This is a genomic window from Psychrosphaera sp. HA2-10, assembly GCF_055693745.1.
Genome location: NZ_CM146341.1, coordinates 3,060,075 through 3,074,286 on the forward strand (window position 1 = coordinate 3,060,075; position 14,212 = coordinate 3,074,286).

The following is a 14,212-nucleotide window of genomic DNA, read 5'->3' on the forward strand; positions in this document are numbered from 1 at the left end:
TTTTGAGGTATAAAATGAACAGTCAACGTATTCGTATCCGATTGAAAGCGTTCGACCATCGTCTAATCGATGCGTCAACACAAGAGATCGTTGAAACGGCAAAGCGTACAGGCGCACAGGTTCGTGGTCCTATTCCACTACCTACTCGCAAAGAACGCTTCACTATATTGGTATCTCCACACGTAAATAAAGATGCGCGTGACCAATATGAAATTCGTACGCACAAGCGTTTAATCGACATTGTTGAGCCAACAGAAAAAACTGTTGATGCTTTAATGCGTTTAGATCTTGCCGCTGGTGTAGATGTTCAGATCAGTCTGGGTTAATCGAGAGATTAAAGGGGTTTCAAAATGACTATTGGTCTAGTCGGACGTAAAGTGGGAATGACACGTATCTTCACAGAAGATGGTGTATCAATTCCAGTTACAGTGATTGAAGCGACACCTAACCGTGTTACTCAAATCCGTAACGAAGAAACCGACGGTTACCGCGCACTTCAAGTGACTGCAGGCACTAAGAAAGCGAACCGCGTTACTAAGGCACAAGCTGGCCACTTTGCGAAAGCAGGTGTTGAAGCTGGTCGTGGTATGTGGGAATTTCGCTTAACTGCAAATGAAGGCGAAGGTATCGAAGTTGGTAGCGAAATTACTGTAGAAGTATTTAATGACGCTAAATTGGTTGACGTAACTGGTACGTCAAAAGGTAAAGGTTTCCAAGGTGGTGTTAAGCGCTGGAATTTCAGCATGCAAGACGCGACTCATGGTAACTCACTTTCTCACCGTGCTCCTGGTTCTATTGGTCAAAACCAAACACCAGGTCGTGTATTTAAAGGTAAGAAAATGGCCGGCCAAATGGGTAACGTACGTACAACAACTCAAAATCTTGAGCTAGTACGTGTGGACGCAGAGCGTAATTTACTTCTAGTTAAAGGCGCGGTACCAGGTTCAATTGGCGGCGACGTCATCATTAAACCTGCTGTTAAAGCGTAATCCGGAGAATAGTGATGAAATTAGATTATACAGGCGCAACAGGCGCTGTTGAAGTTTCAGAAGCTACTTTCGGACGTGAGTTCAATGAAGCATTAGTTCACCAGGTAGTAACTGCATACGCTGCAGGCGCTCGCCAGGGTTCTAGAGCTCAAAAAACTCGCTCAGAAGTTAGCGGTGGCGGTAAGAAGCCATGGCGTCAAAAGGGCACTGGTCGTGCTCGTGCCGGTACTATTCGTAGTCCTATCTGGCGTTCTGGTGGCGTAACATTCGCTGCTAAGCCACAGGACCATTCACAAAAAGTGAATAAGAAAATGTACCGTGGTGCTATTCAAAGCATTCTTTCTGAGTTAGTTCGTCAAGAGCGTTTCGTGGTAGTTGAAAACTTTGAAGTTGAAACTCCAAAAACTAAAGCACTAGCTGCTAAGTTAAATGAAATGAGCTTAAAAGACGTATTGATCATTACTGAAGAAGTATCTGAGAACTTGTTCTTATCAGCTCGCAACTTATATAAAGTTGACGTTCGTGATGCGGCAACAATCGACCCAGTTAGTTTAATTGCGTTCGATAAAGTATTGGTAACTGCTGGTGCAGTTAAACAAATTGAGGAGATGCTAGCATGATAAGCGAAGAACGTTTGTTAAAAGTATTAGTAGCTCCACATGTTTCTGAAAAGACCACTTTAGCATCTGAAGCTAACAACACGTTAGTATTCAAAGTTGCTGTTGACGCTACTAAAGAAGAAATTAAAGCTGCTGTTGAAAAACTTTTCGAAGTTGAAGTTAAGCGAGTTAACTCTCTTAACGTTAAAGGTAAGGCAAAACGCACTGGTGCTCGCATGGGTCGTCGTAAGAATTGGAAAAAAGCTTACGTAACTCTTGCAGACGGTCAAAGCCTTGATCTTGAAGACGGCGCAGCAGAGTAATTGGAGAGTAAAAAATGGCTCTAGTAAAATGTAAACCAACATCTGCTGGTCGTCGTCATATGACGAAGGTAGTTAACACTGACTTGCACAAAGGCGCACCATACGCACCACTTTTAGAGAAAAAATCTAAATCTGGTGGCCGTAACAACAATGGTCGCATTACTGTACGTCACATCGGTGGTGGTCATAAGCAACACTATCGTTTGGTTGACTTCAAGCGTAATAAAGACGGTATTCCGGCAACAGTTGAGCGTTTGGAATATGATCCAAACCGCAGCGCAAACATCGCGTTAGTTCTTTATGCAGACGGTGAACGTAAGTACATCATTGCACCTAAAGGTCTAAAAGCTGGTGATCAGATTATGTCTGGTATCAATGCACCTATTAAAGCTGGTAATGCTATGCCTATGCGTAACATGCCTGTAGGTAGTACTGTACACAATGTTGAGCTTAAGCCTGGTAAAGGCGCTCAGATTGCTCGTTCAGCTGGTGCATATGTGCAAATATTAGCACGTGACGGTCAATACGTTACTCTACGTCTTCGCTCAGGCGAAATGCGTAAAGTTCTTTCTGATTGTCGTGCGACTCTTGGTGAAGTAGGTAATGCTGAGCATATGCTTCGTCAGCTTGGTAAAGCTGGTGCAAGCAGATGGCGTGGTGTTCGTCCGACTGTCCGTGGTGTTGTAATGAACCCGGTTGATCACCCGCACGGTGGTGGTGAAGGTCGTACTTCTGGTGGTCGTCACCCGGTTACTCCTTGGGGTAAACCGACTAAGGGTGCTAAGACTCGTAAGAACAAACGTACTGATAAGTACATTGTTCGTCGTCGTAATAAATAATTAGTGAGGTAATACCATGCCACGTTCTCTCAAGAAAGGTCCTTTTATTGACCTACACTTGCTGAAGAAGGTTGAAGCAGCCTTGGAAAGCGGGAACAAGAAACCAATTAAAACTTGGTCTCGTCGCTCAATGATCATTCCTGATATGATTGGATTGACCATCGCTGTCCATAATGGTCGTCAACACGTTCCTGTGTTTGTATCTGACGAAATGGTTGGCCATAAGTTGGGTGAATTCGCACCTACTCGTACGTACCGCGGTCACGCGGCTGACAAGAAAGCTAAGAAGAAGTAAGGAGTAAATAATGCAAGCTATAGCTAAACATCGTTTTGCCCGCACTTCTCCTCAGAAGGCTCGCTTGGTAGCTGACCAGATTCGTGGTCTACCAGTCGACAAGGCGTTAGACGTATTAAATTTCAGCAATAAAAAAGCTGCTGTATTAGTGAAGAAAGTTTTAGAGTCTGCAATTGCAAATGCTGAGCATAATGAAGGCGCAGACATCGACGAACTTAAAGTTGCGACAATCATGATAGACGCAGGTCCAACCATGAAACGCATTAAGACTCGTGCAAAAGGCCGCGCAGACCGCGTTCTTAAGCGCTCTTCACATATTACTGTTGTAGTAGCGGACTAGGAGATTAACTAATGGGTCAAAAAGTACATCCTACGGGGATTCGCCTAGGTATCACTAAACCATGGGTTGCTACCTGGTACGCGAATACAAAAGATTACGCTAGTCATCTTAATGGCGACATTAAAGTTCGTCAGTATCTGACTAAAGAATTAAAGAACGCTTCAGTTTCTAAGATTACGATTGAACGTCCTGCTAAATCTATCAAAGTTACAATTCACACGGCTCGTCCAGGTGTTGTAATTGGTAAGAAAGGCGCAGACGTTGAAAAACTTCGTAATGTTGTAGCAAAATTGACAGGCGTACCTGCTCAAATCAACATCGCAGAGATTCGCAAGCCTGAGTTAGATGCACAGCTAGTAGCTGAAAGCATTTCTAGCCAGCTTGAGCGTCGTGTTATGTTCCGTCGTGCTATGAAGCGCGCGGTACAAAACGCAATGCGTGTTGGTGCAAAGGGTATCAAAGTTGAAGTAAGCGGTCGTTTGGGCGGAGCAGAAATTGCACGTTCAGAATGGTATCGTGAAGGTCGTGTACCACTACACACTTTACGTGCTGATATCGACTATGCAACTTCTGAAGCATTAACTACTTACGGCATCATCGGTGTAAAAGTATGGATCTTTAAAGGTGAAGTACTTGGTGGTTTCGGTTCAATCTCTCAAGAAGAACCAAAACAACCTAAACCAGCGAAGAAGCGTCGTAGCAAAAGCGCTAAGTAGGAGTAGACGATGTTACAACCAAAACGTACAAAATTCCGTAAGCAGCATAAAGGCCGCAACCGTGGTCTAGCTCAGAACGGTAACAAGGTTAGCTTTGGTACTTTCGGCCTTAAGGCTACTGGCCGTGGTCGTATGACTGCACGTCAAATCGAAGCAGCTCGTCGTGCAATGACACGTCACGTAAAACGTCAAGGTCAAATTTGGATCCGTGTATTCCCTGACAAACCAATTACGGCGAAGCCGTTAGAAGTTCGTCAAGGTAAAGGTAAAGGTAATGTTGAATATTGGGTTGCTGAAATTCAACCTGGTAAAGTACTTTACGAAATGGACGGTGTAGCAGAAGAATTGGCGCGTGAAGCGTTCCGCTTAGCGGCTCGTAAACTGCCATTCAAAACCACTTTTGTAACTAGAACGGTGATGTAATGAAAGCTAGCGATCTTAAAGATAAAACTGTAGAAGAGCTAAGAGCTGAACTACTAGGTTTGTTACGTGAGCAATTTAACTTGCGCATGCAACAATCTTCTGGCCAACTAGCTCAAACACATTTACTGCGTCAAGTACGTCGCAACATTGCGCGTGTTAAAACAGTAATTGCACAAAACAAGGCAGGTGCGTAATGAGCGATACTATCCGTACATTACAAGGCCGCGTAGTTAGTGACAAGATGGAGAAATCTATCGTTGTTTCTATCGAACGCAAGGTTAAACACCCTATCTACGGTAAGTTCGTAAAGCGTACAACTAAGTTGCACGCTCACGACGAAACTAACCAGTGTGGTATCGGTGACACGGTTACAATCCGTGAATGCGCTCCAATTTCTAAGAACAAAACTTGGACTTTGGTAGACGTAATTGAAAAAGCTAAAACACTTTAATTTTTTGAAGTAATTAGCTAAAAAAACCGGAGCGTTTGCTCCGGTTTTTTATTTTTAGTTTTGTTCTTTGAGAAGATAGCTAAGCCTGGCAATGACTTATAATTTAATAACCGTTTATTATTTAATCACGTGTTTAATTAGGTTGTATTTCAACCATCACTTAGTTATACTTGCGCGCCCTTTTGTAGGGGGTAGTCAATAATGACTAGAAAGCAGCAAGTCCGAAAGGACATTGAAGTATAATTTAATTAGCGGAGCACTAAACATGATCCAAATGCAAACTACGTTAGATGTGGCTGATAACTCAGGCGCACGTCGCGTACAGTGTATTAAGGTTCTTGGTGGCTCTCACCGTCGTTACGCCGGCATCGGCGACATCATTAAAGTTACTGTTAAGGAAGCAATTCCACGTGGTAAAGTTAAAAAAGGTGATGTTCTTAACGCGGTGGTAGTTCGCACTAAAGCAGCGGTTCGTCGTCCAGATGGTCAAGCCATCCGATTCGATAGTAATGCAGCTGTTATTTTGAACGCCAACTTGCAGCCAATCGGAACTCGTATTTTTGGACCTGTTACTCGCGAACTTCGCGGTGATAAGTTCATGAAAATCGTGTCATTGGCACCTGAAGTAATTTAAGGAGCTGAAAATGGCAAGCAAAATTCGTCGTGAAGATGAAATAATCGTCATAGCTGGTAAAGATAAAGGTAAAACTGGTAAAGTTTTAAAAGTTATCACTGGTACTGACAGATTAATCGTAGAGGGCGTGAACCTTATCAAGAAACACCAAAAACCTGTACCACAACTACAGCAGCCTGGTGGAATCGTTGAGAAAGAAGCGTCAATCAACGTATCAAACGTTGCGATCCTTAACCCAGAAACGGGTAAAGCTGATCGTGTAGGTTTTAAATTTGAAGACGGCAAAAAAGTTCGTTTCTTCAAATCTAATGGTAAAACTATCTAATCTTGGAGTATATGATGGCGAAACTGCATGATACTTATAAAGACAGCGTAGTGCCTGAACTAGTTAAACAGTTCGGCTACACATCTGTCATGCAAGTCCCACGTCTTGAGAAGATTACCCTGAACATGGGTCTGGGTGAAGCTCTAGCGGATAAAAAAGTACTTGAAGCAGCGACTGCTGACATGGCATCTATTGCCGGTCAAAAGCCTGTTGTAACTCGTGCGCGTAAGTCAGTTGCTGGCTTTAAAATCCGTGAAGGTTACCCAATCGGTGCCAAGGTAACTCTACGCGGCGAGCGTATGTGGGACTTCTTAGAGCGTTTAATTACAATCGCTCTTCCTCGTGTTCGTGACTTCCGTGGCTTGAATCCTAAGTCATTTGACGGTCGCGGTAACTATAGCATGGGTGTACGCGAGCAAATTATCTTCCCTGAAATCGATTTTGATAAAGTAGACAAGGTACGTGGTTTAGATATCACAATTACTACCTCTGCTAAATCAAATGAGGAAGGTCACGCTCTGTTAGCTGCTTTCAACTTCCCATTTAAAGGATAAGGTGTAGAGTTATGGCTAAGCAATCAATGAAAGCGCGTGATGTTAAACGTGCTAAATTAGTTGAAAAATTTGCTGCAAAACGTGCCGATTTAAAGGCAACTATCAAAGACGTTAACACGTCTGATGAAGATCGTTGGGCAGCTGTGCTTAAACTTCAAGAGCTTCCTCGTGATTCAAGCCCTGCGCGTCAACGTAATCGTTGTAACGTGACAGGTCGTCCACATGGCTATTTACGTAAGTTCGGCTTAAGCCGTATTAAACTTCGTGAAGCAGCGATGCGTGGTGAAGTTCCAGGCCTTAAAAAGGCTTCTTGGTAAGAATCTGGGAGTATTGAAAGATGAGCATGCAAGATCCTATCGCGGATATGTTCACCCGCGTACGTAACGGTCAAATGTCAAACAAAGTAACCGTTGCAATGCCTTCATCAAAGTTAAAAACAGCTTTGGCTGAACTTTTGAAGAGCGAAGGTTTTATTGCTGACTACGAAGTATCAGGTGACGTTAAGAAAGAATTAAACGTTACTCTTAAGTACTTTGAAGGCAAACCAGTAATTGAAACTATCAAACGCGTTAGCCGTCCTGGTCTTCGTATTTATAAGAAGACTTCAGACCTACCTAAAGTTATGGGTGGTCTAGGTATAGCTATCGTTTCTACATCAAAAGGTTTGATGACTGACCGTGCTGCACGCAAAGCGGGCATTGGCGGCGAGATCATCGGCTACGTAGCTTAATAGGAGAGTCATAATGTCTCGTGTAGCAAAAGCACCTATTAATGTTCCTGCCGGTGTTGAAATCGCCGTAAATGGTCAGGAAGTAAAAGTTAAAGGTAAAGTAGGCGAGTTGACTTTAAACGTTAACCCTGCTGTTGAAGTTGTTGTTGAAGACAACGTAGTTCGCACACTTCCTCGTGACGGTTTTGCCGACGCGTGGGCACAGGCAGGTACTGCTCGTGCAAACATTAACAACTTAGTTGTTGGTGTAAGTGCTGGTTTTGAGAAAAAATTGATCCTTAATGGTGTCGGTTACCGTGCTGCGGTAAAAGGTAACGTGTTAAGTCTATCTCTTGGTTTCTCTCACCCAGTAGACTTTGAAGTGCCAGCTGGTGTGACTATCGAAGCTCCTACACAAACAGAAGTTGTTGTGAAGGGTGCAAGTAAACATTTAGTTGGTCAAGTTGCAGCGAATATTCGCGCTTATCGTGAGCCAGAGCCTTATAAAGGCAAAGGTATCCGTTATAGCGACGAAATCGTTCGTCGCAAAGAGGCGAAGAAAAAGTAAGGTAAGACGATGGATAAGAAAACAGCTCGTTTACGTCGTGCCAAGCGCGCTCGCAGAACGTTTATCGAAAACGGTGTTACACGTTTAGTAATGCACCGTACGCCTCGTCACGCTTACGCTCAGGTAATTTCTCCTGAAGGTAAAGTGTTAGCGGCGGCGTCAACTGTAGAAAAAGACATCCGTTCAGCGGTTGCTTCTACAGGTAACGTTGAAGCAGCAGCTGCGGTTGGTAAAGCAGTAGCAGAACGTGCGGTAAAAAATGGCGTTGAGAAAGTGTCATTTGACCGTAGCGGTTTTAAATATCACGGCCGTGTGAAAGCGTTAGCAGACGCTGCTCGCGAAGCCGGTCTTCAGTTCTAGGAGTAGCTCATGTCTAACGTAGAAGCAAAGCAAACAGAATTCGAAGAAAAGCTTATTGCGGTTAACCGTGTATCAAAAGTAGTTAAGGGTGGTCGTATATTCTCGTTCACAGCTTTAACTGTTGTTGGTGACAAAAACGGCCGTGTAGGTTTTGGTTATGGTAAAGCGCGTGAAGTTCCAGCTGCTATTCAAAAAGCAATGGAAAAAGCGCGTCGTAACATGGTAAATGTAGAGTTAACTAATGGAACATTGCAGCACCCAATTAAGGGTCGCCACTCTGGTTCAAAGGTTTACATGCAACCAGCTTCAGAAGGTACGGGTATCATCGCAGGTGGTGCTATGCGTGCAGTATTAGAAGTAGCAGGTGTACAAAACGTACTATCTAAATGTTACGGTTCAACTAACCCAATTAACGTAGTTCGCGCTACAGTTGACGCTTTGGCAGGAATGAATTCTCCTGAACAAATCGCAGCTAAACGTGGTCTTAACGTTTCTGAAATTTTGGGGTAATAGACCATGGCTAAGAAGACGATTAAAGTAACACAAATACGTAGCTCTATCGGTCGTTTACCGAAGCATAAAGCTACATTACGTGGCTTGGGTTTACGCCGTATTAACCACACTGTTGAGTTGGAAGACACAGCATGTGTGCGTGGTATGGTAAACCAAGTTCAATACATGGTTAAAGTGGAGGGGTAATCGATGCGTTTGAATACTCTATCTCCAGCACCAGGCGCTAAAACGGATAAGAAACGCGTTGGACGCGGTATCGGTTCTGGTTTAGGTAAAACTGGTGGTCGTGGACACAAAGGTCAGAAATCACGCTCAGGCGGAAGTGTTAAGCCAGGTTTTGAAGGCGGTCAAATGCCTTTACAACGTCGCTTACCGAAATTCGGTTTCACTTCTCGTAAATCGTTGGTAACTGATGAAGTAACATTGTCAGAAATCGCAAAAGTTGATGGTGACATCGTTTCTTTAGAAACTTTGAAAGCTGCTGGCTTAGTGAAGAAAGACATACTTTTCGTTAAAGTTGTTAAATCTGGTGAGCTTGCACGCTCGGTAACTGTAGCTGGTCTACGTGTTACTAAAGGTGCGCAAGACGCGATTGTTGCAGCCGGCGGAAAAGTAGAATAAGGACAAGTACATTATGGCTAAACCAGGATTAGACCTACAAAGCGGACAGACAGGCTTTGCCGAGTTAAAACAACGATTATTATTTGTTTTTTTAGCTATTGTTGTGTTTCGATTGGGTTCTTTTGTTCCAATTCCTGGGATAGATGCTGCAGTACTAGCTGAATTATTCGAACAGCAAAAGGGTACCATCGTAGAAATGTTTAACATGTTCTCCGGTGGTGCGCTTGAGCGTGCTTCGGTATTAGCGTTAGGTATCATGCCATACATAACTGCGTCAATTATTATGCAGTTATTGACGGTGATGCACCCTTCTTTAGCAGAGCTAAAGAAAGAAGGTGAGGCTGGTCGTAAGAAAATCAGTCAATACACTCGTTATTTCACGCTTGTATTAGCGACATTCCAGTCGTTTGGTATAGCTACTAGCTTGCCGAATATGATGCCAGGTTTGGTTTTAAATCCAGGTCCAGGTTTCTATTTCACAGCAGTAGTTAGTTTGGTGACCGGTACCATGTTCTTAATGTGGTTAGGTGAGCAAATTACTGAACGAGGTATTGGTAACGGTATTTCGATACTGATTTTTACCGGTATCGTAGCAGGGTTGCCATCTGCAATCGGTTCAACAGCAGAACAAGCTCGTCAAGGCGAACTTCATATGTTGTTACTATTGTTGATTGCAGTTATTGTATTCGCGGTTACATACTTTGTTGTATTCGTAGAACGTGGTCAGCGACGAATTGTTGTTAACTACGCTAAACGACAGCAGGGTCGCCAAGTGTTTCAAGCACAAAGCTCTCATTTACCTTTAAAGGTAAATATGGCTGGCGTAATACCACCAATATTTGCTGGTAGTATTATTATGTTCCCAAGCACTATTGCTGCTTGGTTTGGTACTGGAGAAGGCGCAGTTGCAGAATTTTTGCAGCAAGTGTCTTTAACGTTATCACCGGGACAACCCCTATATGTTATGTTGTACGCAGCTGCTATAATATTCTTCTGTTTTTTCTACACCGCGTTGGTTTTCAACCCGAGAGAAACAGCGGATAACTTGAAGCGCTCAGGTGCATTTATTCCAGGTATCAGACCTGGTGAGCAAACGTCGAAGTACATCGATAAGGTGATGACACGTTTGACACTAGCAGGAGCTATGTACATTACATTTGTATGTTTAGTACCTGAGTTCATGATGATTGCTTGGAATGTCCAATTTTATTTTGGCGGAACATCGTTGTTAATCATCGTTGTTGTTGTCATGGATTTTATGGCGCAGATTCAAACACTGTTGATGTCTCATCAGTATGATTCTGTTCTTAAGAAGGCGAACCTTGCAGGGAAAGCGATTGATAAAGCTAACCTGAAAGGCTATAGCCGTTAGATTGCGGAGTAAAAGCAATGAAAGTACGTGCTTCCGTTAAGAAGATATGTCGTAACTGTAAAGTAATTAAACGTTCAGGTGTTGTTCGTGTAATCTGTACAGACCCTAAGCACAAACAGCGCCAGGGTTAATACGACGTAAGATGGGGGCGAGGAAGTTTTTCTCGCCCATATTTACAAATGGTCATAGGTCGAGTATCCTAACGGGCTTTTCGACTGACCCAAAACTATAGGAGATGTGTTAGTGGCCCGTATCGCTGGCATTAACATTTCCGATCGTAAACATTCAGTTATCGCTTTAACAGCGATTTTCGGTATCGGTAAAACTCGTTCAAAAGCAATTTTGGCAGCTACTGGTATCGCTGAAGATACGAAAATCGGAACATTATCTGAACAAGATTTAGATAAATTACGTGAAGAAGTTGGCAAGTACACCGTTGAAGGTGATCTTCGCCGTGAAGTAACTTTAAATATTAAACGTTTAATGGATTTAGGTTGTAACCGTGGCATGCGCCATCGTCGCAGTCTTCCTCTACGTGGTCAACGCACTAAAACAAATGCGCGTACCCGTAAAGGTCCACGTAAACCTATTACTAAATAAGGCGAGGTAGCAAGAAATGGCAAAAGCTCCAACTCGTTCACGTAAGAAAGTAAAAAAGCAGGTTGCTGATGGTATGGCTCATATCCATGCGTCTTTCAACAACACAATCGTTACATTAACCGACCGTCAAGGCAATGCGTTGTCTTGGGCTACTGCAGGTGGTTCTGGTTTCCGTGGTTCACGTAAATCAACACCATTCGCTGCACAGGTAGCGGCTGAACGCGCAGGCGAAGCAGCTAAAGAATACGGTTTGAAGAATATTGAAGTATTCGTTAAGGGACCTGGTCCAGGCCGTGAATCAGCGATTCGCGCTCTTAATGCAGTGGGATATAAAATCACTAACATTACTGACGTTACACCTATTCCTCATAACGGTTGTCGTCCGCCTAAGAAACGTCGTGTATAACGACTGTTAGTGGAGAAAGAACATGGCAAGATATTTGGGTCCAAAGCTAAAGCTTAGTCGTCGCGAAGGAACAGATTTGTTCCTTAAAAGTGGCGTACGTGCTATAGAGACTAAATGTAAAATCGATACTGCTCCAGGTCAGCACGGTGCGCGTAAGCCACGTTTGTCTGACTACGGTTTGCAGCTTCGTGAAAAACAAAAAGTACGTCGTATTTACGGTGTTTTAGAAAAACAATTCCGTAACTATTATAAAGAGGCGGCACGTCTTAAAGGTAATACTGGTGAGAACCTATTACAACTTTTAGAAAGCCGTTTAGATAACGTTGTTTATCGTATGGGTTACGCGAGTACTCGTGCGGAAGCTCGTCAGCTAGTTAGCCACAAGTCAATTGTTGTTAACGGTAGCGTAGTGAACATTCCTTCCTACAAAGTGTCTGCAGAAGACGTTGTTGCTGTTCGTGAAAAATCGAAAAAGCAAGGTCGTATTGTTGCTGCTCTTGAGTTAGCTGAACAACGTGAAAAACCGACTTGGATTGACGTAGATGCGAAAGCGATGACAGGTGTATATAAATCACACCCTGAACGCTCTGAGTTATCTACAGAGATTAACGAACAGTTAATTGTTGAACTTTACTCTAAGTAAAGTTGAAACATAAGAGGATATAAAATGCAGGGGTCTGTAACTGAATTCCTTAAGCCTAGGCTTGTAGATATTGAGCAAGTTAGTGCAACTCGAGCTAAAGTAACGCTTGAGCCGTTAGAGCGTGGTTTTGGCCATACTCTTGGTAATGCGTTACGCAGAATCTTGTTGTCGTCTATGCCTGGATGTGCCGTGACCGAAGTGGAAATCGACGGTGTGCAGCACGAATACAGTGCAAAAGAAGGTGTACAGGAAGATGTGATTGAAATCTTGTTAAACCTGAAAGGTTTAGCAGTTCGCGTAGAGGGAAAGGACGAAGTAACTTTGACTTTGAGTAAGTCAGGTGTTGGCCCTGTTACAGCTGCTGATTTTCAGCACGATGGTGATGTAGAAATCATCAACCCTGAACACGTTATTTGTAATTTAACGAGTGCAAACTCTGAAATTTCTATGCGTGTAAACGTGCAGCGTGGCCGTGGTTATGTTCCTGCTTCTGCGCGTGTGTCCTCAGACGAAGAAGATCGTCCAATCGGTCGTTTGTTGCTTGATGCATCTTTTAGCCCTGTTGAGCGTATAGCTTACAATGTTGAAAGTGCTCGTGTTGAACAGCGTACTGATCTAGACAAATTGATCATTGATATGGAAACGAATGGCACTTTAGATCCTGAAGAAGCAATTCGTCGTTCTTCTACTATTCTTGCAGAACAATTAGAAGCGTTCGTAGACTTACGCGACGTTACTGAAGTAGCTCAAGAAGAAGAGAAGCCAGAATTTGATCCAATTCTATTACGTCCAGTAGACGATCTAGAATTGACTGTTCGTTCAGCTAACTGTTTGAAAGCTGAACAAGTACAATATATCGGTGATTTAGTACAGCGAACTGAGGTTGAGTTATTAAAAACTCCTAATCTTGGTAAGAAGTCTCTAACAGAAATCAAAGACGTTTTGGCGTCTCGTGGTTTATCTCTAGGCATGCGTTTAGAGAACTGGCCACCGGCTAGTCTGTTAGATAACGACTAAATTTTTAAACGAATTAGTTAGAAGGAAAAGCTCATGCGCCATCGTAAGAGTGGTCGTCAATTAAACCGCAACAGCAGTCATCGTCAAGCGATGTTCCGTAATATGGCGGGTTCATTGGTGAAGCATGAAATCATCAAAACAACGTTGCCTAAAGCGAAAGAATTACGTCGTGTTATTGAACCATTGATCACAATGGCTAAATCTGACAGCGTAGCAAATCGTCGTTTAGCATTCGCTCGTACGAGAGATGCTGAAGTAGTTGGTAAATTATTTACTGACTTGGGTCAACGTTACAATGAACGTCCTGGTGGATACACTCGTATTATCAAGTGTGGATACCGTACTGGTGATAAAGCACCAATGGCGTACATTGAACTGGTTGATAGACCAGAACTTGATGCAGATGCTGAAGTAGTTGAAGCTACTGAAGAGTAAATAAAAAAGCCGGGTTTTCCCGGCTTTTTTACATTTATAGGTTGTAACCGATAAAACTCTAAAATTATACTTATCTACTTATCTACTTATCTACTTATCTACTTATCTACTTATCTACTTATCTACTTATCTACTTATCTACTTATCTACTTATCTACTTATCTACTTATCTACTTATCTACTTATCTACTTATCTACTTATCTACTTATCTACTTATCTACTTATCTACTTATCTACTTATCTACTTATCTACTTATCTACTTATCTACTTATCTACTTATCTACTTATCTACTTATTATCTGTATTCGGCGTAGCACTAGCTGCATTGCCTAATCAAAGTTAAATTGGCTAATTTGTGCTCATTTCTGTAAGTTGTCGTCTAAAAATAGCCCATATCGACTCATATTTGGCCGAACAACAAGAAAATACAATTTTTTTAACAAAAGCACTTGCGCAACGGAATTAGATCTCTATAATG

Annotated in this window: 28 protein-coding genes; all 28 read left to right on the forward strand. The window is 42.8% G+C overall.

Annotated elements, in window-relative coordinates:
* Nucleotides 1-14: 14 nt before the first annotated feature.
* Nucleotides 15-326 (forward strand): 30S ribosomal protein S10, encoded by a 312-nt coding sequence (rpsJ, locus tag ACZ1GV_RS13910; protein ID WP_105051487.1) that lies wholly within the window; start codon nucleotides 15-17, stop codon nucleotides 324-326.
* 24 nt (nucleotides 327-350) lie between these two features.
* On the forward strand, nucleotides 351-989 hold the full coding sequence (gene rplC, locus ACZ1GV_RS13915) for a 50S ribosomal protein L3 (protein WP_210560584.1): 639 nt from the start codon (nucleotides 351-353) through the stop codon (nucleotides 987-989).
* Between the two features lie 14 nt (nucleotides 990-1,003).
* The gene (gene rplD, locus ACZ1GV_RS13920) at nucleotides 1,004-1,609 is read left to right on the forward strand and encodes a 50S ribosomal protein L4 (protein WP_210560583.1); all 606 of its coding nucleotides are present in this window, start codon (nucleotides 1,004-1,006) and stop codon (nucleotides 1,607-1,609) included.
* Complete coding sequence (gene rplW, locus ACZ1GV_RS13925) at nucleotides 1,606-1,911, forward strand: 50S ribosomal protein L23 (protein WP_155696657.1); 306 nt, start codon at nucleotides 1,606-1,608, stop codon at nucleotides 1,909-1,911. The genes rplD and rplW overlap by 4 nt, the downstream gene beginning before the upstream one ends.
* A gap of 14 nt (nucleotides 1,912-1,925) precedes the next feature.
* Entirely contained in the window at nucleotides 1,926-2,750 is an 825-nt protein-coding gene (gene rplB / locus ACZ1GV_RS13930; protein ID WP_155696655.1) for a 50S ribosomal protein L2, read from the forward strand.
* Nucleotides 2,751-2,766: 16 nt separating this feature from the next.
* The gene (rpsS, locus tag ACZ1GV_RS13935) at nucleotides 2,767-3,045 is read left to right on the forward strand and encodes a 30S ribosomal protein S19 (protein ID WP_155696653.1); all 279 of its coding nucleotides are present in this window, start codon (nucleotides 2,767-2,769) and stop codon (nucleotides 3,043-3,045) included.
* Between the two features lie 10 nt (nucleotides 3,046-3,055).
* Nucleotides 3,056-3,385 carry a 50S ribosomal protein L22 gene (rplV, locus tag ACZ1GV_RS13940; protein WP_210560582.1) on the forward strand — a complete coding sequence of 110 codons (330 nt, stop codon included), beginning with the start codon at nucleotides 3,056-3,058 and terminating at the stop codon, nucleotides 3,383-3,385.
* Between the two features lie 11 nt (nucleotides 3,386-3,396).
* Nucleotides 3,397-4,101, forward strand: coding sequence for a 30S ribosomal protein S3 (rpsC, locus tag ACZ1GV_RS13945; protein WP_155696649.1), 705 nt, complete (start codon nucleotides 3,397-3,399; stop codon nucleotides 4,099-4,101).
* A gap of 9 nt (nucleotides 4,102-4,110) precedes the next feature.
* Entirely contained in the window at nucleotides 4,111-4,524 is a 414-nt protein-coding gene (gene rplP, locus ACZ1GV_RS13950; RefSeq protein ID WP_155696648.1) for a 50S ribosomal protein L16, read from the forward strand.
* Nucleotides 4,524-4,718 carry a 50S ribosomal protein L29 gene (gene rpmC / locus ACZ1GV_RS13955; RefSeq protein ID WP_155696646.1) on the forward strand — a complete coding sequence of 65 codons (195 nt, stop codon included), beginning with the start codon at nucleotides 4,524-4,526 and terminating at the stop codon, nucleotides 4,716-4,718. Before rplP ends, rpmC begins: the two co-directional genes overlap by 1 nt.
* Complete coding sequence (gene rpsQ / locus ACZ1GV_RS13960) at nucleotides 4,718-4,975, forward strand: 30S ribosomal protein S17 (protein ID WP_472674694.1); 258 nt, start codon at nucleotides 4,718-4,720, stop codon at nucleotides 4,973-4,975. Before rpmC ends, rpsQ begins: the two co-directional genes overlap by 1 nt.
* Before the next feature lie 265 nt (nucleotides 4,976-5,240).
* Nucleotides 5,241-5,609: a 50S ribosomal protein L14 gene (gene rplN, locus ACZ1GV_RS13965; RefSeq protein WP_155696642.1), complete on the forward strand. Its 369-nt coding sequence runs from the start codon at nucleotides 5,241-5,243 to the stop codon at nucleotides 5,607-5,609.
* 10 nt (nucleotides 5,610-5,619) lie between these two features.
* Complete coding sequence (gene rplX, locus ACZ1GV_RS13970) at nucleotides 5,620-5,934, forward strand: 50S ribosomal protein L24 (RefSeq protein ID WP_210560580.1); 315 nt, start codon at nucleotides 5,620-5,622, stop codon at nucleotides 5,932-5,934.
* Between the two features lie 14 nt (nucleotides 5,935-5,948).
* Nucleotides 5,949-6,488, forward strand: a complete 540-nt coding sequence (gene rplE / locus ACZ1GV_RS13975; RefSeq protein WP_210562316.1) for a 50S ribosomal protein L5 — start codon at nucleotides 5,949-5,951, stop codon at nucleotides 6,486-6,488.
* Nucleotides 6,489-6,499: 11 nt separating this feature from the next.
* Nucleotides 6,500-6,805 carry a 30S ribosomal protein S14 gene (rpsN, locus tag ACZ1GV_RS13980; RefSeq protein ID WP_210560579.1) on the forward strand — a complete coding sequence of 102 codons (306 nt, stop codon included), beginning with the start codon at nucleotides 6,500-6,502 and terminating at the stop codon, nucleotides 6,803-6,805.
* A gap of 20 nt (nucleotides 6,806-6,825) precedes the next feature.
* On the forward strand, nucleotides 6,826-7,218 hold the full coding sequence (rpsH, locus tag ACZ1GV_RS13985; RefSeq protein ID WP_210560578.1) for a 30S ribosomal protein S8: 393 nt from the start codon (nucleotides 6,826-6,828) through the stop codon (nucleotides 7,216-7,218).
* Between the two features lie 13 nt (nucleotides 7,219-7,231).
* The gene (gene rplF, locus ACZ1GV_RS13990; protein WP_472674695.1) at nucleotides 7,232-7,765 is read left to right on the forward strand and encodes a 50S ribosomal protein L6; all 534 of its coding nucleotides are present in this window, start codon (nucleotides 7,232-7,234) and stop codon (nucleotides 7,763-7,765) included.
* A gap of 9 nt (nucleotides 7,766-7,774) precedes the next feature.
* On the forward strand, nucleotides 7,775-8,125 hold the full coding sequence (gene rplR, locus ACZ1GV_RS13995) for a 50S ribosomal protein L18 (RefSeq protein ID WP_210560576.1): 351 nt from the start codon (nucleotides 7,775-7,777) through the stop codon (nucleotides 8,123-8,125).
* A 9-nt stretch (nucleotides 8,126-8,134) separates the two neighbouring features.
* Nucleotides 8,135-8,635: a 30S ribosomal protein S5 gene (gene rpsE / locus ACZ1GV_RS14000; protein WP_210560575.1), complete on the forward strand. Its 501-nt coding sequence runs from the start codon at nucleotides 8,135-8,137 to the stop codon at nucleotides 8,633-8,635.
* A gap of 6 nt (nucleotides 8,636-8,641) precedes the next feature.
* Nucleotides 8,642-8,824 carry a 50S ribosomal protein L30 gene (gene rpmD, locus ACZ1GV_RS14005; protein ID WP_155696627.1) on the forward strand — a complete coding sequence of 61 codons (183 nt, stop codon included), beginning with the start codon at nucleotides 8,642-8,644 and terminating at the stop codon, nucleotides 8,822-8,824.
* Nucleotides 8,825-8,827: 3 nt separating this feature from the next.
* Nucleotides 8,828-9,259 carry a 50S ribosomal protein L15 gene (gene rplO / locus ACZ1GV_RS14010; RefSeq protein WP_210560574.1) on the forward strand — a complete coding sequence of 144 codons (432 nt, stop codon included), beginning with the start codon at nucleotides 8,828-8,830 and terminating at the stop codon, nucleotides 9,257-9,259.
* Between the two features lie 13 nt (nucleotides 9,260-9,272).
* Nucleotides 9,273-10,631, forward strand: a complete 1,359-nt coding sequence (secY, locus tag ACZ1GV_RS14015) for a preprotein translocase subunit SecY (protein WP_210560573.1) — start codon at nucleotides 9,273-9,275, stop codon at nucleotides 10,629-10,631.
* 17 nt (nucleotides 10,632-10,648) lie between these two features.
* A complete protein-coding gene (gene rpmJ, locus ACZ1GV_RS14020) occupies nucleotides 10,649-10,762 on the forward strand; it encodes a 50S ribosomal protein L36 (protein ID WP_105051509.1) in 114 nt (37 codons plus the stop codon).
* Nucleotides 10,763-10,874: 112 nt separating this feature from the next.
* A complete protein-coding gene (gene rpsM, locus ACZ1GV_RS14025) occupies nucleotides 10,875-11,231 on the forward strand; it encodes a 30S ribosomal protein S13 (protein ID WP_210560572.1) in 357 nt (118 codons plus the stop codon).
* 16 nt (nucleotides 11,232-11,247) lie between these two features.
* Nucleotides 11,248-11,637 carry a 30S ribosomal protein S11 gene (gene rpsK / locus ACZ1GV_RS14030; protein ID WP_155696621.1) on the forward strand — a complete coding sequence of 130 codons (390 nt, stop codon included), beginning with the start codon at nucleotides 11,248-11,250 and terminating at the stop codon, nucleotides 11,635-11,637.
* Nucleotides 11,638-11,659: 22 nt separating this feature from the next.
* Nucleotides 11,660-12,280: a 30S ribosomal protein S4 gene (gene rpsD, locus ACZ1GV_RS14035; RefSeq protein ID WP_210560571.1), complete on the forward strand. Its 621-nt coding sequence runs from the start codon at nucleotides 11,660-11,662 to the stop codon at nucleotides 12,278-12,280.
* A gap of 24 nt (nucleotides 12,281-12,304) precedes the next feature.
* Nucleotides 12,305-13,297, forward strand: a complete 993-nt coding sequence (locus ACZ1GV_RS14040; RefSeq protein WP_210560570.1) for a DNA-directed RNA polymerase subunit alpha — start codon at nucleotides 12,305-12,307, stop codon at nucleotides 13,295-13,297.
* A 33-nt stretch (nucleotides 13,298-13,330) separates the two neighbouring features.
* A complete protein-coding gene (gene rplQ / locus ACZ1GV_RS14045) occupies nucleotides 13,331-13,732 on the forward strand; it encodes a 50S ribosomal protein L17 (protein WP_210560569.1) in 402 nt (133 codons plus the stop codon).
* Nucleotides 13,733-14,212 lie beyond the last annotated feature (480 nt).